General features: G+C 61.3%; 19 protein-coding genes. 18 read left to right on the top strand and 1 reads right to left on the bottom strand.

The window, feature by feature from the left end:
* Positions 1 to 24 precede the first annotated feature (24 nt).
* Positions 25 to 1,230, top strand: a complete 1,206-nt coding sequence (locus tag NJC40_RS25355; RefSeq protein ID WP_492180420.1) for an MFS transporter — start codon at positions 25 to 27, stop codon at positions 1,228 to 1,230.
* 10 nt (positions 1,231 to 1,240) lie between these two features.
* Here the strand turns inward: NJC40_RS25355 and NJC40_RS25350 are convergent, their stop codons facing one another.
* The gene (locus tag NJC40_RS25350; RefSeq protein ID WP_253141506.1) at positions 1,241 to 2,188 is read right to left on the bottom strand and encodes a DUF1853 family protein; all 948 of its coding nucleotides are present in this window, start codon (positions 2,186 to 2,188) and stop codon (positions 1,241 to 1,243) included.
* 410 nt (positions 2,189 to 2,598) lie between these two features.
* Here NJC40_RS25350 and NJC40_RS25345 point away from each other — a divergent pair, with 410 nt between their 5' ends.
* From NJC40_RS25345 to NJC40_RS25265, 17 genes are all read left to right on the top strand, one after another.
* Positions 2,599 to 3,492, top strand: coding sequence for an NAD(+) kinase (locus NJC40_RS25345; protein WP_045493483.1), 894 nt, complete (start codon positions 2,599 to 2,601; stop codon positions 3,490 to 3,492).
* A complete protein-coding gene (locus NJC40_RS25340) occupies positions 3,492 to 4,463 on the top strand; it encodes a metallophosphoesterase (protein ID WP_045493482.1) in 972 nt (323 codons plus the stop codon). The genes NJC40_RS25345 and NJC40_RS25340 overlap by 1 nt, the downstream gene beginning before the upstream one ends.
* Positions 4,460 to 5,332 carry a rhomboid family intramembrane serine protease gene (locus NJC40_RS25335; protein WP_045493481.1) on the top strand — a complete coding sequence of 291 codons (873 nt, stop codon included), beginning with the start codon at positions 4,460 to 4,462 and terminating at the stop codon, positions 5,330 to 5,332. Before NJC40_RS25340 ends, NJC40_RS25335 begins: the two co-directional genes overlap by 4 nt.
* Before the next feature lie 28 nt (positions 5,333 to 5,360).
* Complete coding sequence (locus NJC40_RS25330) at positions 5,361 to 5,621, top strand: YeaC family protein (RefSeq protein WP_045493480.1); 261 nt, start codon at positions 5,361 to 5,363, stop codon at positions 5,619 to 5,621.
* A complete protein-coding gene (locus tag NJC40_RS25325; RefSeq protein WP_045493479.1) occupies positions 5,618 to 6,451 on the top strand; it encodes a DUF2797 domain-containing protein in 834 nt (277 codons plus the stop codon). The genes NJC40_RS25330 and NJC40_RS25325 overlap by 4 nt, the downstream gene beginning before the upstream one ends.
* Before the next feature lie 13 nt (positions 6,452 to 6,464).
* The gene (pepN, locus tag NJC40_RS25320; protein WP_253141504.1) at positions 6,465 to 9,119 is read left to right on the top strand and encodes an aminopeptidase N; all 2,655 of its coding nucleotides are present in this window, start codon (positions 6,465 to 6,467) and stop codon (positions 9,117 to 9,119) included.
* A 220-nt stretch (positions 9,120 to 9,339) separates the two neighbouring features.
* Positions 9,340 to 9,993 carry a YjfI family protein gene (locus NJC40_RS25315; RefSeq protein ID WP_045493470.1) on the top strand — a complete coding sequence of 218 codons (654 nt, stop codon included), beginning with the start codon at positions 9,340 to 9,342 and terminating at the stop codon, positions 9,991 to 9,993.
* Positions 9,994 to 10,019: 26 nt separating this feature from the next.
* Entirely contained in the window at positions 10,020 to 10,721 is a 702-nt protein-coding gene (locus NJC40_RS25310; protein WP_253141502.1) for a PspA/IM30 family protein, read from the top strand.
* A 140-nt stretch (positions 10,722 to 10,861) separates the two neighbouring features.
* Complete coding sequence (locus NJC40_RS25305) at positions 10,862 to 11,410, top strand: rhomboid family intramembrane serine protease (protein WP_045493464.1); 549 nt, start codon at positions 10,862 to 10,864, stop codon at positions 11,408 to 11,410.
* A 64-nt stretch (positions 11,411 to 11,474) separates the two neighbouring features.
* Positions 11,475 to 12,500, top strand: a complete 1,026-nt coding sequence (locus tag NJC40_RS25300) for an ion channel (protein ID WP_253117277.1) — start codon at positions 11,475 to 11,477, stop codon at positions 12,498 to 12,500.
* On the top strand, positions 12,497 to 13,150 hold the full coding sequence (locus NJC40_RS25295) for a DUF2491 family protein (protein WP_045493462.1): 654 nt from the start codon (positions 12,497 to 12,499) through the stop codon (positions 13,148 to 13,150). The genes NJC40_RS25300 and NJC40_RS25295 overlap by 4 nt, the downstream gene beginning before the upstream one ends.
* Before the next feature lie 17 nt (positions 13,151 to 13,167).
* Positions 13,168 to 13,593, top strand: coding sequence for a DUF350 domain-containing protein (locus tag NJC40_RS25290; protein WP_045493460.1), 426 nt, complete (start codon positions 13,168 to 13,170; stop codon positions 13,591 to 13,593).
* Positions 13,594 to 13,608: 15 nt separating this feature from the next.
* Entirely contained in the window at positions 13,609 to 14,334 is a 726-nt protein-coding gene (locus tag NJC40_RS25285) for a DUF1190 domain-containing protein (RefSeq protein ID WP_045493458.1), read from the top strand.
* Between the two features lie 12 nt (positions 14,335 to 14,346).
* Positions 14,347 to 15,504, top strand: a complete 1,158-nt coding sequence (locus NJC40_RS25280; protein ID WP_253141500.1) for a glutathionylspermidine synthase family protein — start codon at positions 14,347 to 14,349, stop codon at positions 15,502 to 15,504.
* Between the two features lie 360 nt (positions 15,505 to 15,864).
* Positions 15,865 to 16,857 (top strand): WD40/YVTN/BNR-like repeat-containing protein, encoded by a 993-nt coding sequence (locus NJC40_RS25275; protein ID WP_045493455.1) that lies wholly within the window; start codon positions 15,865 to 15,867, stop codon positions 16,855 to 16,857.
* A gap of 17 nt (positions 16,858 to 16,874) precedes the next feature.
* Complete coding sequence (locus tag NJC40_RS25270) at positions 16,875 to 19,268, top strand: efflux RND transporter permease subunit (RefSeq protein ID WP_045493453.1); 2,394 nt, start codon at positions 16,875 to 16,877, stop codon at positions 19,266 to 19,268.
* 67 nt (positions 19,269 to 19,335) lie between these two features.
* Positions 19,336 to 19,614, top strand: coding sequence for a DUF5629 family protein (locus tag NJC40_RS25265; RefSeq protein ID WP_492180419.1), 279 nt, complete (start codon positions 19,336 to 19,338; stop codon positions 19,612 to 19,614).
* Positions 19,615 to 19,657 lie beyond the last annotated feature (43 nt).

The following is a 19,657-nucleotide window of genomic DNA, read 5'->3' as shown; positions in this document are numbered from 1 at the left end:
AACCTGCCTTTACGGATGACCCTCATGTCCAGTGTCCAACCCGCTTCGGCGGCCGCTCCGGCCACGCCACAGTCCAGCCCGCTGGTGATGCGCATCATCGGCGCAGTGGCGCTGGCACACCTGATCAATGACCTGATCCAGGCGATCCTGCCGTCCATCTACCCGATGCTCAAAGCCAACTATGACCTGAGCTTTGCACAGATCGGCATGATCACCCTGACGTTCCAGCTCACCGCGTCCTTGCTGCAACCCTGGGTCGGTTACTACACCGACCGGCACCCCAACCCGCTGGTGCTGCCGATGGGCTCGGTCTGTACCCTCATCGGTATCGTGATGATGTCGATGGCCGGCAGTTTCGAAATGATTCTGCTGGCAGCAGCCTTGATCGGGATCGGCTCGTCGACCTTCCACCCCGAAGCCTCGCGTATTGCGCGGCTGGCCTCAGGCGGGCGGTTTGGCCTGGCGCAGTCGACCTTTCAGGTCGGCGGCAACGCCGGGACGGCGATCGGCCCGTTGCTGGCGGCAGCGATCATCATTCCGTTCGGCCAGGGTAACGTGGTGTTCGTCGGCATCATCGCCTTGCTGGCGCTGGGTCTGCTGTGGGCCATCAGCCGCTGGTACAAGGCGCACCTGAACCTGTTCAAACTCAAGACCGGGCAGCAAGCCACCCATGGCCTGTCGAAGCAGAAAGTGATCTTCTCGCTGGCGATCCTGGCGCTGCTGATCTTTTCCAAGTTCTGGTACATGACCAGCCTGACCAGCTATTACACCTTCTACCTGATCGAGAAATTCGACCTGTCGGTGGCCAGTTCACAACTGCACCTGTTCCTGTTCCTCGGCGCGGTGGCGGCGGGGACCTTCTTCGGCGGACCGATTGGTGACCGCATCGGCCGCAAGGCGGTGATCTGGTTTTCGATTCTGGGCGCGGCACCGTTCACCCTGGCGCTGCCGTATGCGGATCTGTTCTGGACCACGGTGCTGAGCGTGATCATCGGCTTTATCCTGGCCTCGGCGTTCTCGGCCATTGTGGTTTACGCCCAGGAACTGGTGCCAGGCAACGTAGGCATGATCGCCGGGGTGTTCTTCGGTCTGATGTTCGGCTTGAGCGGCATCGGCGCCGGGACCTTGGGTTACCTGGCCGACAGCCACGGCATCGCCTATGTCTACCACCTGTGTTCATTCCTGCCGTTGCTGGGCTTTCTGACCATCCTCCTGCCACGTACCAAATAAAGGCGGCGGGTCAGCGGCCGGTGTCGGGCAGATCAGGCCAGGCATCGGCCACCAGAAACAGCCGCTCGGCTTCCTGCCAGCCGCCCTCGGCGTCTGGCTCCAGGCGCACCAGCAATTGCGCCGGGGCCAGTGGCTCAAGCTTTGCCAGCCAGTCTTGCAATTGCGCCTCGCTCCAGGCGTCCTGATAACGTGCCGGCGCCAGCCAGGCGTGGCGAGGCAGCGGTTGCCAGCGGCCGGGGCGGCTGGCGGCGACAAACGCTGGCCAGTCGCGCTGATGGAGCCAAAGCCCTTTGAGATGCTGGTCATGGGCGCCGTCGGGCGGCTGCGCATGGCCGGGCCAGGGGTACAGCAGATAGCCACCCAGCCACAGCTCGGCACTGAACGCCTCGACTCCCAGCCCGGCCAGGGTTGCGCGGCCCTCCGGGCGTGACGACATCGGCAATTGATGCAGGCTTACATGGCGCAGCTTGCGGTCCAGCCGGTCATGGGCACTGGGCCCCAGCCACTGCGCCGGGTCACGGCCGTTACCGTCTTGCGGGCCCAGATACAGCTTGATCGCCAACTCGACATGATGCACCCCGTCGCGGTCACGCAGCAGCATGTCCAGCTCGCCCAAGGTCTGGCCCTGCTGGCGCACCGGCAGATTGGCCGCCAGCAACTCGACACCCGGAGCCTGCAGCACTGCGTATTGCCAGAGTCGCTCGTAGTAACGCCCCAGCCGGCGCGTCGACGCCTGCTCCAGCCACTGGACCAGCGAAGCCGGGTGGTGATCGAGCGCCAGCAGCCAGTCACGCAACTGTTCGGGGGCCGCCACCCAATCGCTGCCGCTGAGCGGATGACGCTGCACCCAAGGCGCCTCGGCCAGCATCGGCGGAGCAAGCATCACCCAGGCCAGATCACGCACCTCGGGATGGCGCAACTGGCGGGGCAGACCGCAGAGAGAAGGGAAAGGTGTCATGCAGCAAGAATAGCGCTGGCGCAGTGACAAGGTAAGGCATCAAAAAAGGCCATTGATTAATCAGGTTAATGTTGGATGGCCTTCACGGCTAAAGCCAATACTGTTCAATTAGACCGGTGGGAGGCAGCTCTGCTGGCGAAGACGGCGGCACATTCACAGCAGATGTAGTGTTTTTACTGGCCTCTTCGCGAGCTAGCTCGCTCCCACCAGGGCATGCAGTACCTAAATGAACAGTATTACGGCTAAGGCGGATCGCCACCCGGCAGGTCCTGCAAGGTAGATCGAAGGCGGGCGTTCGGGTGCCAGGCAATGCCCGGAACCGCACCCGACCCACCCCCGGTTTGCCGCCCGCCGGGCGTTTCGCCATAATCGCGCTCATAACGCCGTTTCGCAGACTTAGCAGGAGCCTCATGGAGCACTTTCGTAATATCGGCATCATCGGCCGTCTGGGCAGCGCCCAGGTGCTGGAAACGGTGCGCCGGCTCAAGAGGTTCCTGTTGGACCGCCACCTGCACGTCATTCTCGAAGACACCATCGCCGAGGTGCTGCCCGGTCATGGCCTGCAAACGTCCTCACGCAAAATGCTCGGCGAAGTCTGCGACCTGGTCATTGTCGTCGGTGGCGACGGCAGCCTGCTCGGCGCCGCCCGCGCCCTGGCCCGCCACAATGTCCCGGTACTGGGCATCAACCGCGGCAACCTGGGCTTTCTCACCGATATCCGCCCCGACGAACTGGAATTGAAAGTCGCAGAAGTCCTCGACGGTCACTATCTGGTCGAAAACCGTTTTCTGCTCGAAGCCGAAGCGCGTCGTCACGGCGAAAGCATCGGTCAGGGCGATGCGCTTAACGATGTCGTGCTGCACCCCGGCAAATCAACCCGGATGATCGAGTTTGAAATCTACATCGATGGCCAGTTCGTCTGCAGCCAGAAGGCCGACGGCCTGATCGTCGCGACCCCGACCGGCTCTACCGCCTACGCGCTGTCGGCCGGCGGCCCGATCATGCACCCCAAACTCGACGCCATTGTCATTGTGCCGATGTACCCGCACACCCTGTCCGGGCGGCCCATCGTGGTCGATGGCAACAGCGAGCTGAAGATCGTTGTGGCCAAAGACATGACCATCTACCCGCAGGTGTCCTGTGACGGGCAAAACCATTTCACTTGCGCGCCGGGCGACACCATCACGGTGCGCAAAAAGCCCAAGAAGCTGCGCCTGATTCACCCGCTGGATCACAACTACTACGAAGTCTGCCGGACCAAGCTCGGCTGGGGCAGCCGCCTCGGTGGGCGAGGAGACGACTGATGATCGATCCGGCGCGTGGCTTTGATCTGATCGGTGACGTGCACGGGTGCGCCCAGACCCTTGAGGCGCTGCTGGAGCAGATGGGCTATCGCCGCGAGGCCGGCGTATGGCGTCATCCACGGCGTATGGCATTGTTTCTGGGCGATATCGTCGACCGCGGCCCACGGATTCGCGAAGCGCTGCATATCGTGCGCGACATGGTCCAGGCCGGGCAGGCGCTGTGCATCATGGGTAACCACGAATTCAACGTGCTGGGCTGGGTGACGCCAGCGCCGGCCCACACCGGCCAGAAGTTCGTCCGTGAGCACACCCCGCGTCACGAGCGGCTCATCGCTGAAACCCTGGCCCAGTTTGAGCAGTACCCGCAGGAGTGGCGCGAGTTCATCGACTGGCTTTATGAGTTGCCGTTGTTCATTGATGCCGGACGCTTTCGCGCCGTGCATGCCTGCTGGGACCCTAACCTGATTGAGCCGCTGCGTGGCCTGCATGGCAACGGGTTGATCAACCAACAGTTCATCCAGGCCAGCGCCACGCCTGGCAGCTTTGCCAGCAACGTTTTCAATCGTTTGCTGCGCGGCACCGACATGCGTCTGCCGCACGGCCTGACCCTCACCGGCGGCGATGGCCTGACCCGCGAGTTCTTCCGTACCAAGTTCTGGGAGGATGACCCGCAGACCTATGGTGATGTGGTCTTCCAGCCCGATGCGCTGCCCGAAGGGGTGGCCAAGACGCCACTGTCAACCACTGACAAAAATGCTTTGCTGCGCTATGGCAGCGACGAGCCGCTGCTGTTTGTCGGTCACTACTGGCGCAGCGGTGTGCCGGCGCCGATCCGGCCCAATCTGGCCTGTCTGGATTACAGCGCCGTGCTGTACGGCAAGCTGGTGGCCTATCGGCTGGACCAGGAAACTTCAATCGACCCGGAAAAATTCGTCTGGGTTGATGTGCACCGCCCGGAGTTGAAGTCATGAGCCCTGTCGCTGTTTTGCGCCTGCCGCTGTCCACCGACCTGAGTGGTTTTGTCAGCCTGCTGCGGCGCCTGAATGTGCCGCACCGGGTGGCCGAGGAGGCTGGCGAGCAGGTGCTGTGGGTGCCGGGTAACCCGCAATTGGTCGACGAGGTTCGCGAGCTGTACGAGCGTTTCCCCGAGGGCAATGACGCCTATCAGCCGCCGCCGGACAGTCAGGGTGCAGCGCTGGCTCGTCCCGGTCTTGCCCAACAGGCAAGGCAGGTGCCGTTCACCGTGTTGGTGTTGCTCGCGACCCTGGTGGTGGCGGGCCTGACCATGCTCGGTGAAAACCTGGACGCGGTGCGCTGGCTGACCTTTCTCGACTTCCGGGTGCAGGGCGAGTACGCCATGTTCGTGCCGCTGGCCGACAGCCTGGCCGCCGGGCAGTGGTGGCGGATCGTCTCACCGATGCTGATCCACTTCGGTGTCCTGCACCTGGCCATGAACAGCCTGTGGTACTGGGAACTGGGGCGGCGCATCGAACTGCGCCAGGGCGGCTGGCAATTGCTGTTGCTGACCCTGGTGTTCGCCGCGTTCTCCAACGCGGTGCAGTATTATTTCGGTGGCCCGACTTTATTCGGCGGCCTGTCGGGCGTGCTCTATGGTCTGCTGGGGCACTGCTGGCTGTTCCAGTGGCTGGCGCCCAACCCGATCTACCGTCTGCCGCGGGGCGTGCTGGTGATGATGCTGGTCTGGCTGCTGCTATGCCTGTCGGGGCTGGTGAGTGTGCTTGGCTTCGGCGAGATCGCCAACGGTGCACATGTCGGCGGCTTGATCATCGGTTGTGTCACGGGACTCGCAGGGGGTGCGATCGCGCGCCGAAAAGCCTAAACTTCCCGGCTGTCTTCTGGAGTACGCCATGTCCTCTTTTATGGAAATGATTGAAAACATCACCCCCGATATCTACGAGAGCCTCAAGCTGGCTGTCGAAATCGGCAAATGGTCCGATGGCCGCAAACTGACCCAGGAACAGCGCGAGCTGTCGCTGCAGGCGCTGATCGCCTGGGAAGCGCAAAACCTGCCCGAAGAGCAGCGCACCGGCTACATGGGCCCGCAAGAATGCGCGTCGAAGTCGGCACCTGTGCCCAACATCCTGTTCAAGTCGGATGCCATCCATTGATTGAATTGGGTCGCGGTTCCGTCAACAAGATGGCGGTGCGTCAGGCTGACGCGCCGTTTGTGCAATATGCCTTTCGGCTGGGCGACAGCGAGATTGCCGTCAATCCGCTGATTGGCCAGAGCCTGCGTCTGGAATACCTGGGCGCGATTCACTGCAGCCATTGCGGGCGCAAGACCAAAACCAGCTACAGCCAGGGTTACTGCTACCCGTGCATGCAGAAGCTGGCGCAGTGCGACGTATGCATCATGAGCCCGGAAAAGTGCCATCACCATGAGGGCACCTGCCGCGAGCCTTCATGGGGCGAGCAGTTCTGTATGACCGATCACATTGTCTATCTGGCCAACTCCTCAGGGGTCAAGGTCGGGATTACCCGCGCCACTCAGCTGCCGACCCGCTGGCTCGACCAGGGCGCCAGCCAGGCGCTGCCGATCCTGCGCGTCGCCACCCGGCAGCAATCGGGCTTTGTCGAAGACCTGCTGCGCAGCCACGTTGCCGACCGCACCAACTGGCGCGAACTGCTCAAGGGTGAGGCGCTGCCGGTGGACCTTGTCGCGATCCGCGACGAACTGTTCGACAAGTGCGCCGAGGGGCTGGCGGGGTTGCAGGAACGCTTCGGCCTGCAGGCCATCCAGATGCTGCACGATGTCGAACCGCTGGAGTTTCGCTACCCGGTCGAGGCCTACCCGACCAAGATCGTCAGCTTCAACCTGGACAAGAACCCGATCGCCGAAGGCACGCTGCTGGGTATCAAGGGCCAGTACCTGATTTTCGACACCGGCGTCATCAATATCCGCAAGTACACGGCCTATCAACTGGCCGTGCTCCAGTAAAAAGGATTCGCGCATGCGCACTGAACAACCGCAAGTGATCTACCTCAAGGACTATCAGGCGCCCGAGTATCTCATCGACGAGACGCACCTGACTTTCGAGCTGTTCGAGGACCACACCCTGGTGCATGCGCAACTGGTGATGCGCCGCAACCCCGAGCGCGGCGCTGGCTTGCCGGCATTGGTGCTCGATGGCCAGCAACTGGAGCTGGTGTCGCTGCAACTCGATGACCGCGAGCTGCAACCGGCCGATTACCAACTCACCGACAGCCACCTGACCCTGCAGCCGTCCAGCGCCAGCTTCACGGTCGACAGCACGGTGCGCATCCACCCGGAAACCAACACCGCACTGGAAGGCCTGTACAAGTCCAGCGGCATGTTCTGTACCCAGTGTGAGGCCGAAGGCTTTCGCAAGATCACCTATTACCTCGACCGCCCGGATGTGATGAGCAGCTTCACCACCACGGTCAGCGGCGACAAGCAGCGCTATCCGGTCCTGCTGTCCAACGGCAACCCGATTGCCAGCGGCCAGGACGGCGACCGCCATTGGGCAACCTGGGAAGACCCGTTCAAGAAACCGGCCTACCTGTTCGCCCTGGTGGCCGGTGACCTGTGGTGCATTGAAGATACCTTCACCACCCGCAGCCAGCGTGAAGTCACCCTGCGCATTTATGTCGAACCCGAAAACGTCGACAAATGCCAGCACGCCATGGACAGCCTGAAGAAGTCCATGCGCTGGGACGAAGAGGTCTATGGCCGCGAGTACGATCTGGACATCTTCATGATCGTTGCGGTCAACGACTTCAACATGGGCGCCATGGAGAACAAGGGCCTCAATATCTTCAACTCCAGCGCCGTGCTGGCCCGCGCTGAAACCGCCACCGATGCCGCGCACCAGCGGGTCGAGGCGATCGTAGCCCACGAATACTTCCATAACTGGTCGGGCAACCGCGTGACCTGCCGCGACTGGTTCCAGCTCTCGCTCAAGGAAGGCTTCACGGTGTTTCGCGACGCCGGTTTCTCGGCCGACATGAACTCCGCCACGGTCAAGCGCATCCAGGACGTCGCCTACCTGCGTACTCACCAGTTTGCCGAAGATGCAGGCCCCATGTCGCACCCGGTGCGCCCGGACAGCTTTATCGAGATCTCCAACTTCTACACCCTGACCGTGTACGAGAAGGGCTCGGAAGTGGTCGGCATGCTCCACACCCTGCTGGGTGCCGAGGGCTTCCGTAAAGGCAGTGACCTGTACTTCGAGCGCCATGACGGCCAGGCGGTGACCTGTGACGACTTCATCAAGGCCATGGAAGATGCCAACGGCGTCGACCTGACCCAGTTCAAACGCTGGTACAGCCAGGCCGGTACCCCGCGCCTGGACGTCAGCGAAGCCTATGACAGCGCTGCCGGCACCTACAGCCTGACCTTCCGGCAGAGCTGCCCGATCACCCCGGACAAGCAGGAAAAACTGCCGTTCGTGATTCCCGTGGCCTTGGGTCTGCTCGATGAGCAGGGCAACGAAATCGCCCTGCGCCTGAGTGGCGAAGCCGCTGCGCAAGGCTCCAGCCGGGTCATTTCGGTGACCGAGGCCGAGCAGACGTTCAGCTTCGTTGACGTGCCTGCCAAGCCGTTGCCATCGCTGCTGCGCGGTTTCTCGGCCCCGGTCAAGATGAGCTTCCCGTACAGCCGCGACCAGTTGATGTTCCTGATGCAGCACGACAGCGATGGCTTCAACCGTTGGGAAGCGGGCCAGCAACTGGCGGTGCAGGTGTTGCAAGAGTTGATCGGTCAGCATCAGGCCGGCCAGCCACTGGTACTCGATCAGCGGCTGCTGACTGCACTGGGCACGGTACTGGCTGACGAGACCCTGGATCAGGCGATGGTTGCCGAGATGCTGTCGCTGCCGGGTGAGGCGTACCTCACCGAAATCAGCCAGGTCGCCGACGTCGATGCCATTCATGCCGCTCGCGAGTTTGCCCGTAAAGCCATCGCCGACAACCTGTCCGACAGCCTCTGGGCGCGTTACCAGGCCAACCGCGAAGTGTCGCGCAACACCGCCTACATCGCCGAGGCTGAGCACTTCGCTCGCCGTGCGCTGCAGAACATTGTCCTGTCGTACCTGATGCTCAGCGGCAAGCCTGAAGTGCTGGCGGCGGCCATCGACCAGTTCGACAGCAGTGACAACATGACCGAGCGCCTGACCGCGCTGGCGGTGCTGGTCAACTCGCCGTTCGAACAGGAGCGCGCCCAGGCACTGGCGGTATTCGCCGAACACTTCAAGGACAACCCGCTGGTCATGGACCAGTGGTTCAGTGTTCAGGCAGGCAGCACCTTGCCGGGTGGCCTGGCACGGGTCCGCGAGTTGATGCAGCACAAGGCATTCAACATCAAGAACCCGAACAAGGTCCGTGCCCTGATCGGTGCTTTCGCCGGCCAGAACCTGATCAACTTCCATGCCGCCGATGGTTCGGGCTACCGCTTTCTGGCCGACATCGTCATCGAACTCAACGGCTTCAACCCGCAGATCGCCTCGCGGCAGCTGGCGCCGCTGACCCGCTGGCGCAAGTACGACAGCGCCCGTCAGGCGCTGATGAAGGCCGAGCTTGAGCGTATCCGCAGCAGCGGTGAGTTGTCGGCTGATGTCTTTGAGGTGGTGAGCAAGAGCCTGGTTTAAGCAGGGTTCTCGCTGGAGAAGGGGCGCTATCGGCCATGGTCGATAGCGCCTTTTTTTATCGCAGGCATGGTGCTTCTAACTGACGTGGCTGCGTTTGTCAGTGGCCGAATAAGCACGATGAAACATTCTACAAAAATCCTCACATGTGAGGCTTTTGTTCGGCCTGGGTATCTGATAGCGTTCACCTCCATTGCCACAACCAATCCAGGGAGCCGTGCCTATGCCTCGCAAGACCGGGGGCGCAACCACTGCTGAACAGGGCAAGAGCTTGAAAAGCTCGACCGACTACATGCGCGAAATGCGCCAACGCCTCAAGGACGCGGGTCTGGTCAAACGTGAGTTCTGGATCCGTCCTGAAAACGTCGATGCCCTGCGCGGTATCGAAAAAGCTTTGCGACAGCCCTACCTCGGTAAACGAATCAATCTGGAGGATTTCATGACCGGGAACACCCACTGGACCATCAGCTCGTTGCATCAATCGCTGGCCGAGCTTGAGCTGGTCAGCCTGGGGCAGATCGACCTGTCCCTCACCGACGGTGCCGAAACCGGTATCCGTCTGATCCTCAAGGAGTTCGGCGACCTGCCGGTCTATCTGGCCGTGGTTGGCGAGCAGATCCTCGCCGATACCACCCTGATCGAAGTCAGCCGGGTCAAGGACACCGCAGCCTTCAACGACATCGTGCTGCGCAGCCGTGACCTGTTCCCGCTGTCGGCGGTGGGTATCGAGCGTCTGGCCGACGGCCAGGAAGTCTACTGCCTGTTCGGCGCATTGAGTGCCGCTTCCAGCCTGACCGTGATCGTCCAGGAAGTGCTGACGCTGGCCGACAACGTGATTCGTGCGGCAGAAGCTTTCGAAGATCACTTCATCGACTGAATAGCGGTTTTGGCAGGAGAACACTCATGACGACAAGCATCTGGAAAAAACTGGTCACTGCCGTGCGCGGTGGCGCATCAGAAGCCGGTGAGGCACTCATCGACGCCAACGCCCTGCGGATTCTCGACCAGGAAATCCGCGACGCTGACAACGCACTGGCCAAGGCTCGTGAAGGTCTGATCGGTATCAAGGCCAAGCACAAGCTTTCTGCGCAGCGCCTTGAAGAACATGGCACCAATATCGCCAATTGGGAAAACCGTGCCCTGCAAGCCCTCAACAAGGGCGAAGAAAGCCTGGCCGTCGAGTGCGCGGCGAAGATCGCCGAGATCGAGGCCCAGCGTGATCAGGAAAAAGCCCTGGCCGACCAGTTCGGCAAGCAGGCTGCGCTGCTGCAAGAGCAGGTGGTCAAGTCTGAGGCGCGGATTCGCGGCCTCAAGCAGCAGGTCGAGATGGCCAAGGCCCGGGAAACCGTGCAGCGTGCCCGTGTCGCCACCGCCAATGCCACCGGTGGCGCCAATGGCGCGGTCGAGACCGCCGTCGGTTCGCTGGCCCGTCTCAAGCAACGCCAGGACGAGCAGGACGCCAAGCTTGAAGCCGCCGAAGAACTGGCCAGCCAGTCCAATGGCGGTGATCTGGAGCGCCGTCTGCAGGAAGCCGGCATCGGCGCCAGCAGCAGCGGTGCCGACGATGTACTGGCGCGTTTGAAGGCTCGCCAGACACCTCAGTAACAGGCGGCAGCTAACAGTACCGGCTTCAGTTGCGCAGGCTTCGCAGCTGAAGCTGCTCCTACCGGGTTCTGTGTCTGCTGCGCGACAGCGCGGCGGGCGAACGCTTATCAAGCCGCAACGCCATAGACAAGGAAGACCGCTTGGCATTCTCGACCCGACTTCGCGTTATTCTCGGTCTGGCGGCGCTGATGCTCGCCGTACAGATCTACAACGCGGCCAGTGGCTATAGCCTGGTGGGCCACGGTATCCTGCCGCGTCATCTTTCAGGCTTGCAGGGCATTGCCCTGGCGCCACTGCTGCATGGATCCTTCGCCCACCTGCTCAGCAATCTGCTGCCGTTTCTGGTGCTCAGTTGGCTGGTGGCGACCGAGGGTGTCAAGCGCTATGCCTGGGTGGTGATACTGGTCTGCCTGTTTGGCGGCGGTCTGGTCTGGGTGTTTGGCCGTACCAGCCTGCACGTTGGCGCCAGTGGCCTGATTTTCGGCCTGTGGACCTATCTGCTGGCCAGGGTCTGGTATCAACGCAGCTTCGCCAGCCTGCTGGTGGCGCTGATCGCTCTGGCCGGTTATAGCGGTCTGGTGCTGGGTTTTCTGCCGTCACCGGGGGTATCGTTCGAGTCACATATCGGCGGTGCGCTGGCAGGAATCTTCGCAGCCAGGCTACTGCATGCCGGGCAAGGCAAGGTCTGAGTAAGGGCGATGGTGGCGACCGAGCCGCTGAAACATACCGGGTTCTGATAAATGGATTGCGCCAATGATGGTGTTGCTGTTGCTCAGGCGTCATGTGTCTGCTTTTTTCGAGCGTTTCGGCTGGGCCGGAATCGGCATGTTTTTGCTCGGTCACTACTTGCTGTCTTACCTGTTGCTGGCCCTGGCCGCTGAAGAGCATCTGCTGAGCGGGCTGGATTTCACCTATTTTTACCTGACCACGGCCACCACCGTGGGCTACGGCGACCTGTCACCCAAGTCTGCTGCCGGCAAGCTGATTACCAGTACCTGGATCATGCTCGGCGGGATTGCGTTACTGACCACAGTGATTGGCAAGGCGTCGACGTCGGTTGGCGATATCTGGAGACGCAACATGAAAGGGCAGGGCGATTGTTCAGCACTAAGCGGCCATACCGTGCTGGTCGGCTGGGACGGTGATGCCAGCGAGCGGATTGTCGAACTGCTCAGCCAGGACTGCCGCACCCGCAGCGGCGGGCTGGTGATCTGCGATTCGCTGATCACTGAAAATCCGATGCCAGGCCATGCCTCATTCATCAAGGGCGATTCGCTCGATTCGCCGGCGGTGCTGTTACGCGCCGGGGTTCGTGGCGCTGAACGGATTCTGGTGCACACCCGCTCCGACAGCCTGACCCTGGCGATTGTCCTGACCCTGAAAAAACTCGAGCCTGCCGGTCATGTGGTTGCCCATTTTGACAACTCTGAACGCGCCGCCCTGGCCAGAAGCTATGCCCCGGAACTGGAATGCACCTCCAACATGGCCATCGAGATGCTGGTGCGTTCGGCCCAGGATCCGGGTTCGAGCACCGTAATCAACGAACTGCTGTGCATCGGTGAAGGCGCAACCCAGTTCCGTCATGTGTTGTCGCCCGGTTTCAGCATCACCTGCGGCGAGCTTTATATCCGCCTGCGCCAGGAATTCAACGCCACCCTGATCGGTTATCGGGCGCCGCAGGGCAGCCATTTCGAACTCAACCCCGCCAACGATCTGCGTATCGAGGGCGGTGAAATTTTCTACATTGCATCCACTCGGCTTCAAGGAAACGCATTATGAGCTGGTTCAAGCGAGTCATGGGCCTGGAAGCGCCCCTGCCGAAAAACACGGCTGCCAGTGCCTCCAGTCCGCTGGGGCTGCGCAGCGGTGGCATGTTGTGTCTGGACTCTTCCCTGAAACTGCTGCTCGATGGCCACAGCTATGTTGTGCTGCCGGGCGATGAAAAGGTCTGGGCGGTGGGGGAGATCGATCTGGGCCAGGCCATGGTGCTGCGCCGCTTCTATCTCGACGATGAAGACTACTTTCTGCAGATCCTCAGCAACGGGCCGTTGCCTGAGGACATTCAGGATATCGTGCTGTTCGGCTATTACAGCGCGACGCCGATCAACAGCCGTGACGAGCTGCTGCGCCTGACCGGGCCGGATTCGAAAATCGGCCTGCCGACCTATGAGCATGAAGGCGAAGTGTTCGAGCGCCAATGGGGCACCGAGACCGGTCAGACCGAACTCACGCCTATGGACGAGAACGTCGTCAGTCCTGACACTGCCTACCGCGTCAAACACCTGAGCATGCTCTATGCGCGGGAAACCGGCCTGATCGACCGCCGTGAGTTTTTGCTGTTCTCGGTGGAAGAAGACGAGCAAGGGAACATTACCCTTACAACGGCGGTCGGTGTGACGCTGCTTTCTACAGACATCAACGTTCTATAAAAGAAAAGGAAATCTTCATGCTCGACGCGTTGCGTATGTCGCTCGATGCCCAGGCGGTGTTCGGCTTCATTCTCTATATTCTGGTCGCCGCTCTACTGTTCGCGGTGTTCCAGTTCATCTACAGCCGGGTGACCCCGCACAAAGAGTTTGTCCTGATCCGCGACAACAACAGCGCAGCGGCCCTGGCCCTGGGCGGTTCGTTGATCGGTTTCGCCTTGCCCGCCAGTAACGTCATCGCCTACAGCATCAATATTCTGGACGTGGTGGTCTGGGCGTTGATTGCGGCAGTGGTCCAGTTGCTGGCGTTCGGTGCCACCAGCCTGGTGCTCAAGGGCCTGTCGGCACGCATTGCCAAGGGCGAGATGGCCGCGGCCATCTACGCCGCCAGTGTCGCGGTCAGTGTCGGCATGCTCAACGCGGCCTGCATGACACCGTCGAACTGAGCCGGGGGAGCGATCATGAGACGCAGTTCAGTCAAGCTCGTGCTGGTCAGTACCTTGCCGCTGGCCCTGAGTGCCTGCGGGTCATCGGATGATGAGCCGAACTTCACCACCAAGACCACCTTCAAGACCGTGCAGGAATGCACCGACGCCAAGGTGCCGATCGAGGTCTGTTCCAACTCGTTCATGGAGGCGTTGACCGATCACCGGCGCATTGCCCCGACCTACGACGACCAGGCCTCCTGCGAAGCAGATTTCGTGCCGGACTACTGCCAGGTTGGCAGCGACGGCAAATACTCGCCAAAACTCGGCGGTTTCGAGCTGTCGTTCGCCGGCAACGTGCCCAAAGAGGTGCTGGACCAGACCAACCAGCAGATCATCCAGTCCAACCCCGGCGCGACCAGCAACTTCCTTACCGGGTTGCTGATTGGCAACCTGCTCAGCAACGGCTTCGGCAACAGTGGCCGCTATTACGCGCAGCCGGTGTACATGGGCCGCGATGATCGCGGCGGTTACTACAACTCTTCGCTCTATACCCATATCGACCGCGGCAAGACCTTCAGCCGCTCGACCCAGGCCCGTTACAGCACCGATAAGACCTACAGCAAGAGCACGCTGGGCCGCAGCCTTGGCAGTGGCTCGTCGGTGTCGTCCACCGTGTCGCGTGGCGGTTTCGGCAGCCAGGCCAGTGCCCGCAGCGGCTGGAGTGGCAAGAGCAGCAGCCGCTCCAGCTTCGGCGGTTAAGGAATCTGTTGGATGAAACGGATCAGCATTGAAGAGCGCCCAGCCTGGCGCGCCACTGCCGAACGTGAAGGTTTCGACTTTCACACCATCGACGGTGAGCGCTATTGGGACGAGCGGCACTACTACCAGTTCAACGAGCGGCAGATCACTCGCGATCTTGAAGCACCGACCCAGGAGCTGCACCAGATGTGCCTGGATGTGGTGGCGCGGGTGGTCGATGACGAGGCATTGCTCAGCCAACTGGCAATCCCGCAAGCGTACTTCGACCTGATTCGCGACTCCTGGCAGCAGCGGCATGCGCACCTGTATGCACGCTTCGACTTCGCTTACCACGGCGACGGGCCGGCGAAGATGTATGAAATCAACGCCGACACCCCCACCAGCCTGATGGAAGCGGCGGCGTTTCAATTGCTGTGGCTGGAAGAGCAGATTGAACGCGGGGTGCTGCCGGCCAGGGCAACCCAGTTCAACGCGATTGCCGAAGACCTGATCAAGGCCTTCGAGCCGTTCCGGGGACCGGCGCCGTTCTATTTTTCGGCCATGTCCGGCTCGGCCGAAGACCGCGGCACCACTGAATTCATGCGGCGCATGGCCGCTCACGCAGGCATCGAGACCCGGCATATCGACATTGAGGACATCGGCCTTGATCAACAGGGACGCTTCGTCGATTTGCACGGCCAGCGTATCGAGCGGTTGTTCAAACTGCATGCCTGGGAGCACATCTTCCACGAGCCGTTCGGTGCGCACATCGCCGCCAGTGGCACCCGTTTCGTCGAACCTGCCTGGAAAGCCATCCTCAGCAACAAAGGCATCCTGCCGCTGCTCTGGCAGTTCAACGAAGGCCATCCCAACCTGCTGCCATCGTTCGTCGACCAATACCCCGCTAGCCCGGTACCCAAAGGCTGGGTGCGCAAGCCTTTCTTTTCCCGCGAAGGCGCCAACATTGAAATCCGCACCCCAGGCGACGAAACCATTGCCGAAGACGGCCCCTACACCGACGCGCCGTACATCCTCCAGCAATACTCACCGCTGCCGCGTTTCGGCGACAGCTACACCCTGATCGGCTCCTGGGTGATCGGCGACCTGGCCTCCGGGATCGGCATCCGTGAAGACGACAGCCTGATCACCAAAGACAGCAGCCGGTTTCTGCCGCATGTGGTGATTGATTAAGAAGGTGCGCAGCCGCTGTTGATCTTGATCTTCGAGCCGAGATGGCACAGACAACGCAAATCGCGGCTTGGGCGCCGTTCGGAGGGACGTTCGCCCGGCAGGGCGAAACCTGCAGTCCAGACACCGCGCAAAAGGATTTTCCATCGGTCCGCAGATCACGCCCTTTTCGCGGCTAAAGCCGCGACCCATGCTCTCCAGATCATCGCCTAGACTGCCTCAATGCCAGTAGCGCTTAACAAAACATAACGTCACGACAATTGTCAGGCACAGGCTTTACTGCCTAGCATGGCCCCGCCTCCAAAAAAGCGCAGGGCCGGTTTATCCAGCCACCTCGCACAACAATAAAACCGGGAGAGACGCATGCATCTGTCCATTGTCTGCCTGGCCGCCTTATTGGGCCTCACAGCAGTCAGTTCCGCCGTCGCAGCAACCGCAGCAGACAGCTACGCCATCGAATCGCCCAAGGCCGCGACCAGCCTGTTACTGGACGTCGTGCATGCCGGTCAGCGTCTGGTCGCGGTGGGCGACCACGGCCATATCCTGTACTCCGACGACCAGGGCCATAACTGGCAACAGGCCAAAGTGCCGACCCGCCAGTTGCTTACCGCCGTCTATTTTGTCGACGCGCAGCATGGCTGGGCCGTCGGCCATGATGCCCAGATTCTGGCCAGCAGCGACGGCGGCCAGAGCTGGACCAAACAGTTCGAAGACCTGACCCGCGAAGCGCCGCTGCTGGATGTCTGGTTCCAGGACCAGAGCACCGGCTTTGCCATCGGCGCCTACGGTGCCCTGTTGACCACCACCGATGGCGGCCGGCACTGGCAGGACGTCAGCGAGCGGCTGGACAACCAGGACCAGTATCACCTCAATGCCATCGCCCATGTGGCGCAAGGCGGGCTGTTCATCGTCGGTGAAGCCGGCGGCATGTTCCGTTCCCGCGATGTTGGCCTGAGCTGGGAAAAACTCGAAAGTCCCTATCACGGCTCGCTGTTCGGGGTCATCGGCACCTCCCAGGCGCAGACGCTGCTGGCCTACGGATTGCGCGGCAATTTGCTGCGCTCCACTGACTTTGGCGACACCTGGACCCACATCGAACTGCCCGGCGAGCGGGGGCCGCTGCAGGCCACCCTGGCTGGCGCCAGCCTGCTCAGTGACGGCACGCTGGTGCTGGTCGGCAATGCCGGCAGCGTATTGCGCAGCAGTGATGACGGGCAGAGCTTCAAGGTTTTCAACCGCGCCGACCATATCGCCCTGTCCGGGGTGACCGGCAATGCCCGCGGTGAACTGATTCTGGTCGGGCAGGGCGGTGTACGTCTTGGCTCGGCCAATGGCGCAGCGCTCAGTCAGCGATAAGCACAAGGACTCCATGCATGAACGATCTTCAGCAGCGCGCCACGCCCGCCGACGAGCAAGCGACCTTTCTTGAACGGTTGATCTTCAACAATCGCCCCACAGTGATCATTCTCTGTCTGCTGACCACCCTGGTGCTGGTCTGGCAGGCTTTGCAGGTGCGACCTTCGACCAGCTTCGAGAAGATGATTCCGCTGCAGCACCCCTTCATCCAGAACATGCTTACGCACCGCAATGACCTGGGCAATCTGGGCAATAGCGTGCGCATCTCGGTCGAGTCGCTGGACGGCGACATCTTCTCGCGCGACTACATGGAGACCCTGCGCCAGATTCACGACGAAGCCTTCTATATCCCAGGCGTCGATCGCTCGGCCATGAAGTCACTGTGGAGCCCCAGCGTGCGCTGGACCGAGGTGACCGAAGAAGGCTTTGCCGGCGGCGAGGTGATTCCCAAGAGCTACGATGGCGGTCAGGACAGCCTCGATACCCTGCGCAACAACGTGCTCAAGTCTGGCCAGGTCGGTCGGCTGGTGGCCAACGACTTCAGGTCGAGCATCGTCGAGATACCGCTGCTGGAGGCTTATCCGGACCCCAATGACCAGAGCGTGCTGCTGACCCTTGATTACCAGCAGTTTTCCCATCAGCTCGAAGAAAAGATCCGCGACAAGTTCCAGGCGCAGAATCCGCAGATCAAAGTGCACATCGTCGGCTTCGCCAAGAAGGTCGGCGACCTGATCGACGGCTTGTTCATGGTGGTGGCGTTCTTCGGCATCGCCTTTGTCATCACGCTGGTGCTGCTGATCTGGTTCACCCGCTGCCTGCGCAGCACCATCGCCGTGCTCTGCACCACGCTGATCGCGGTGATCTGGCAACTGGGCCTGATGCATGTGGTCGGCTTCGGCATCGATCCGTACTCGATGCTGGTGCCGTTCCTGATCTTTGCCATCGGCATTTCCCATGGCGTACAGAAGATCAACGGCATTGCCTTGCAGTCCAGCGAGGCCGATAACGCCCTGACCGCGGCACGGCGGACCTTCCGTCAGTTGTTCCTGCCGGGGATGATCGCCATTCTGGCCGATGCCGTGGGCTTCATTACCCTGCTGATTATCGATATCGGCGTGATCCGCGAGCTGGCCATCGGCGCGTCCATCGGTGTGGCAGTGATCGTGTTCACCAACCTGATTCTGTTGCCGGTGATGATTTCCTATGTCGGCATCAGCAAGCGGGCGGTCACCCGCAGCAAGCAGGATGCGGTCAGCGAGCATCCGTTCTGGCGCCTGCTGTCGGGGTTTGCCAACCCCAAAGTGGCGCCGGTGTCGGTGGTGCTGGCGTTGCTGGCCTTCGGCGGCGGGCTCTGGTACAGCCAGAACCTGAAGATCGGTGACCTTGACCAGGGCGCTCCAGAGTTGCGTCCTGACTCACGCTACAACCAGGACAACGCCTTTATCATCGAGCATTACTCCACCAGTTCTGATGTATTGGTGGTGATGGTCAAGACTCAGGCTGAAGGCTGCTCGGCGTATTCGACCATGTCGGCGATCAGTGAGCTGGCCTGGAAAATGGACAACACCCCTGGCGTGCAATCGACGGTTTCGCTGGTCAACGTTTCACGCCAGGTGATCAAAGGCATGAACGAAGGCAGCCTGAAGTGGGAAACCCTGTCGCGTAACAAGGATGTGCTCAACAGCTCCATCGCCCGTGCCGAAGGGCTGTACAACACCGACTGCTCGCTGGCGCCACTGATGATCTTCCTCAACGACCACAAGGCCGAAACCCTGGATCGGGCGGTCAAGGCGGTCGAGGAGTTTGCTGCGCAACACAACAGCCCCGATCTGCAATTTCTGCTGGCGGCCGGTAACGCCGGGATTGAGGCCGCGACCAACCAGGTGATCAAAGAGTCCGAGCTGTTGATCCTGGTGCTGGTCTACCTGTGTGTGGCAGGCATGTGCATGATCACCTTCCGCTCCTGGGCTGCGACCCTGTGCATTGTCTTGCCGCTGGTGCTGACCTCGGTACTGGGTAACGCGCTGATGGCCTTGCTGGGCATCGGCGTGAAGGTGGCGACGCTGCCGGTGATCGCGCTCGGGGTGGGCATCGGTGTCGATTACGGCATTTACATCTACAGCCGTCTGGAAAGCTTCCTGCGCGCCGGCCTGCCGTTGCAGGAGGCGTATTACCAGACGCTCAAGTCCACCGGCAAGGCGGTGCTGTTCACCGGTCTGTGCCTGGCGATTGGTGTCTGCACCTGGATCTTCTCGGCCATCAAGTTCCAGGCCGACATGGGCCTGATGCTGACCTTCATGCTGCTGTGGAACATGTTTGGCGCCTTGTGGCTGTTGCCGGCACTGGCACGCTTTCTGATCAAACCCGAGAAAATGGCCGGGCAGGTGGGGCATTCGTTGTTTTCTCATTGAAACGCGGCAGGGCAAGGCGCACAGCTTTGCCCTATCATTGGCGTTTTTCCCAGGTACCTGACTGAACATGACTACTACTTCCTTCCTGCAAGCCCTGCAAACCACCACCATGCTCGAAATCGACGGCCTGCATGCCTGGGAATTCAGCCTGGATGATGGCCTGCAAGTCGAATGCATGGACGGCCGGGCGCGCAAGGTCTGGTCGTTCAACGCAGCGCAGGTACAGGCCGCCGCGTTCGATGAATCCCTGCAGAGCTGGGTGATCAACGACGGTGAGGCGGATCACCGGATCGTCTGCATGGATGCCGTCAGTGCAAACGATGATGACGAGGCCGATCTGGATTGATCCAGATCAGTCTTTTAGAGCGCGCCAGCCGTTAAACTTCGCA

This window comes from Pseudomonas sp. 21LCFQ02 (assembly GCF_024129895.2).
In the GTDB taxonomy this organism is placed as follows: Bacteria; Pseudomonadota; Gammaproteobacteria; order Pseudomonadales; family Pseudomonadaceae; genus Aquipseudomonas.
This window is presented reverse-complemented; position numbering and strand designations above follow the sequence as displayed.

Excerpts from the sequence above, each read along its gene's own strand:
- NJC40_RS25290 (WP_045493460.1), top strand. The coding sequence starts at position 13,168 with ATGCTCGACGCGTTGCGTATGTCGCTCGATGCCCAGGCGGTGTTCGGC.
- NJC40_RS25285 (WP_045493458.1), top strand. The coding sequence starts at position 13,609 with ATGAGACGCAGTTCAGTCAAGCTCGTGCTGGTCAGTACCTTGCCGCTG.
- NJC40_RS25350 (WP_253141506.1), bottom strand. The coding sequence starts at position 2,188 with ATGACACCTTTCCCTTCTCTCTGCGGTCTGCCCCGCCAGTTGCGCCAT.
- NJC40_RS25340 (WP_045493482.1), top strand. The coding sequence starts at position 3,492 with ATGATCGATCCGGCGCGTGGCTTTGATCTGATCGGTGACGTGCACGGG.
- NJC40_RS25315 (WP_045493470.1), top strand. The coding sequence starts at position 9,340 with ATGCCTCGCAAGACCGGGGGCGCAACCACTGCTGAACAGGGCAAGAGC.
- NJC40_RS25355 (WP_492180420.1), top strand. The coding sequence starts at position 25 with ATGTCCAGTGTCCAACCCGCTTCGGCGGCCGCTCCGGCCACGCCACAG.
- NJC40_RS25345 (WP_045493483.1), top strand. The coding sequence starts at position 2,599 with ATGGAGCACTTTCGTAATATCGGCATCATCGGCCGTCTGGGCAGCGCC.
- NJC40_RS25300 (WP_253117277.1), top strand. The coding sequence starts at position 11,475 with ATGATGGTGTTGCTGTTGCTCAGGCGTCATGTGTCTGCTTTTTTCGAG.
- NJC40_RS25280 (WP_253141500.1), top strand. The coding sequence starts at position 14,347 with ATGAAACGGATCAGCATTGAAGAGCGCCCAGCCTGGCGCGCCACTGCC.
- NJC40_RS25275 (WP_045493455.1), top strand. The coding sequence starts at position 15,865 with ATGCATCTGTCCATTGTCTGCCTGGCCGCCTTATTGGGCCTCACAGCA.
- NJC40_RS25295 (WP_045493462.1), top strand. The coding sequence starts at position 12,497 with ATGAGCTGGTTCAAGCGAGTCATGGGCCTGGAAGCGCCCCTGCCGAAA.
- NJC40_RS25270 (WP_045493453.1), top strand. The coding sequence starts at position 16,875 with ATGAACGATCTTCAGCAGCGCGCCACGCCCGCCGACGAGCAAGCGACC.
- NJC40_RS25335 (WP_045493481.1), top strand. The coding sequence starts at position 4,460 with ATGAGCCCTGTCGCTGTTTTGCGCCTGCCGCTGTCCACCGACCTGAGT.
- NJC40_RS25310 (WP_253141502.1), top strand. The coding sequence starts at position 10,020 with ATGACGACAAGCATCTGGAAAAAACTGGTCACTGCCGTGCGCGGTGGC.
- pepN (WP_253141504.1), top strand. The coding sequence starts at position 6,465 with ATGCGCACTGAACAACCGCAAGTGATCTACCTCAAGGACTATCAGGCG.
- NJC40_RS25265 (WP_492180419.1), top strand. The coding sequence starts at position 19,336 with ATGACTACTACTTCCTTCCTGCAAGCCCTGCAAACCACCACCATGCTC.
- NJC40_RS25330 (WP_045493480.1), top strand. The coding sequence starts at position 5,361 with ATGTCCTCTTTTATGGAAATGATTGAAAACATCACCCCCGATATCTAC.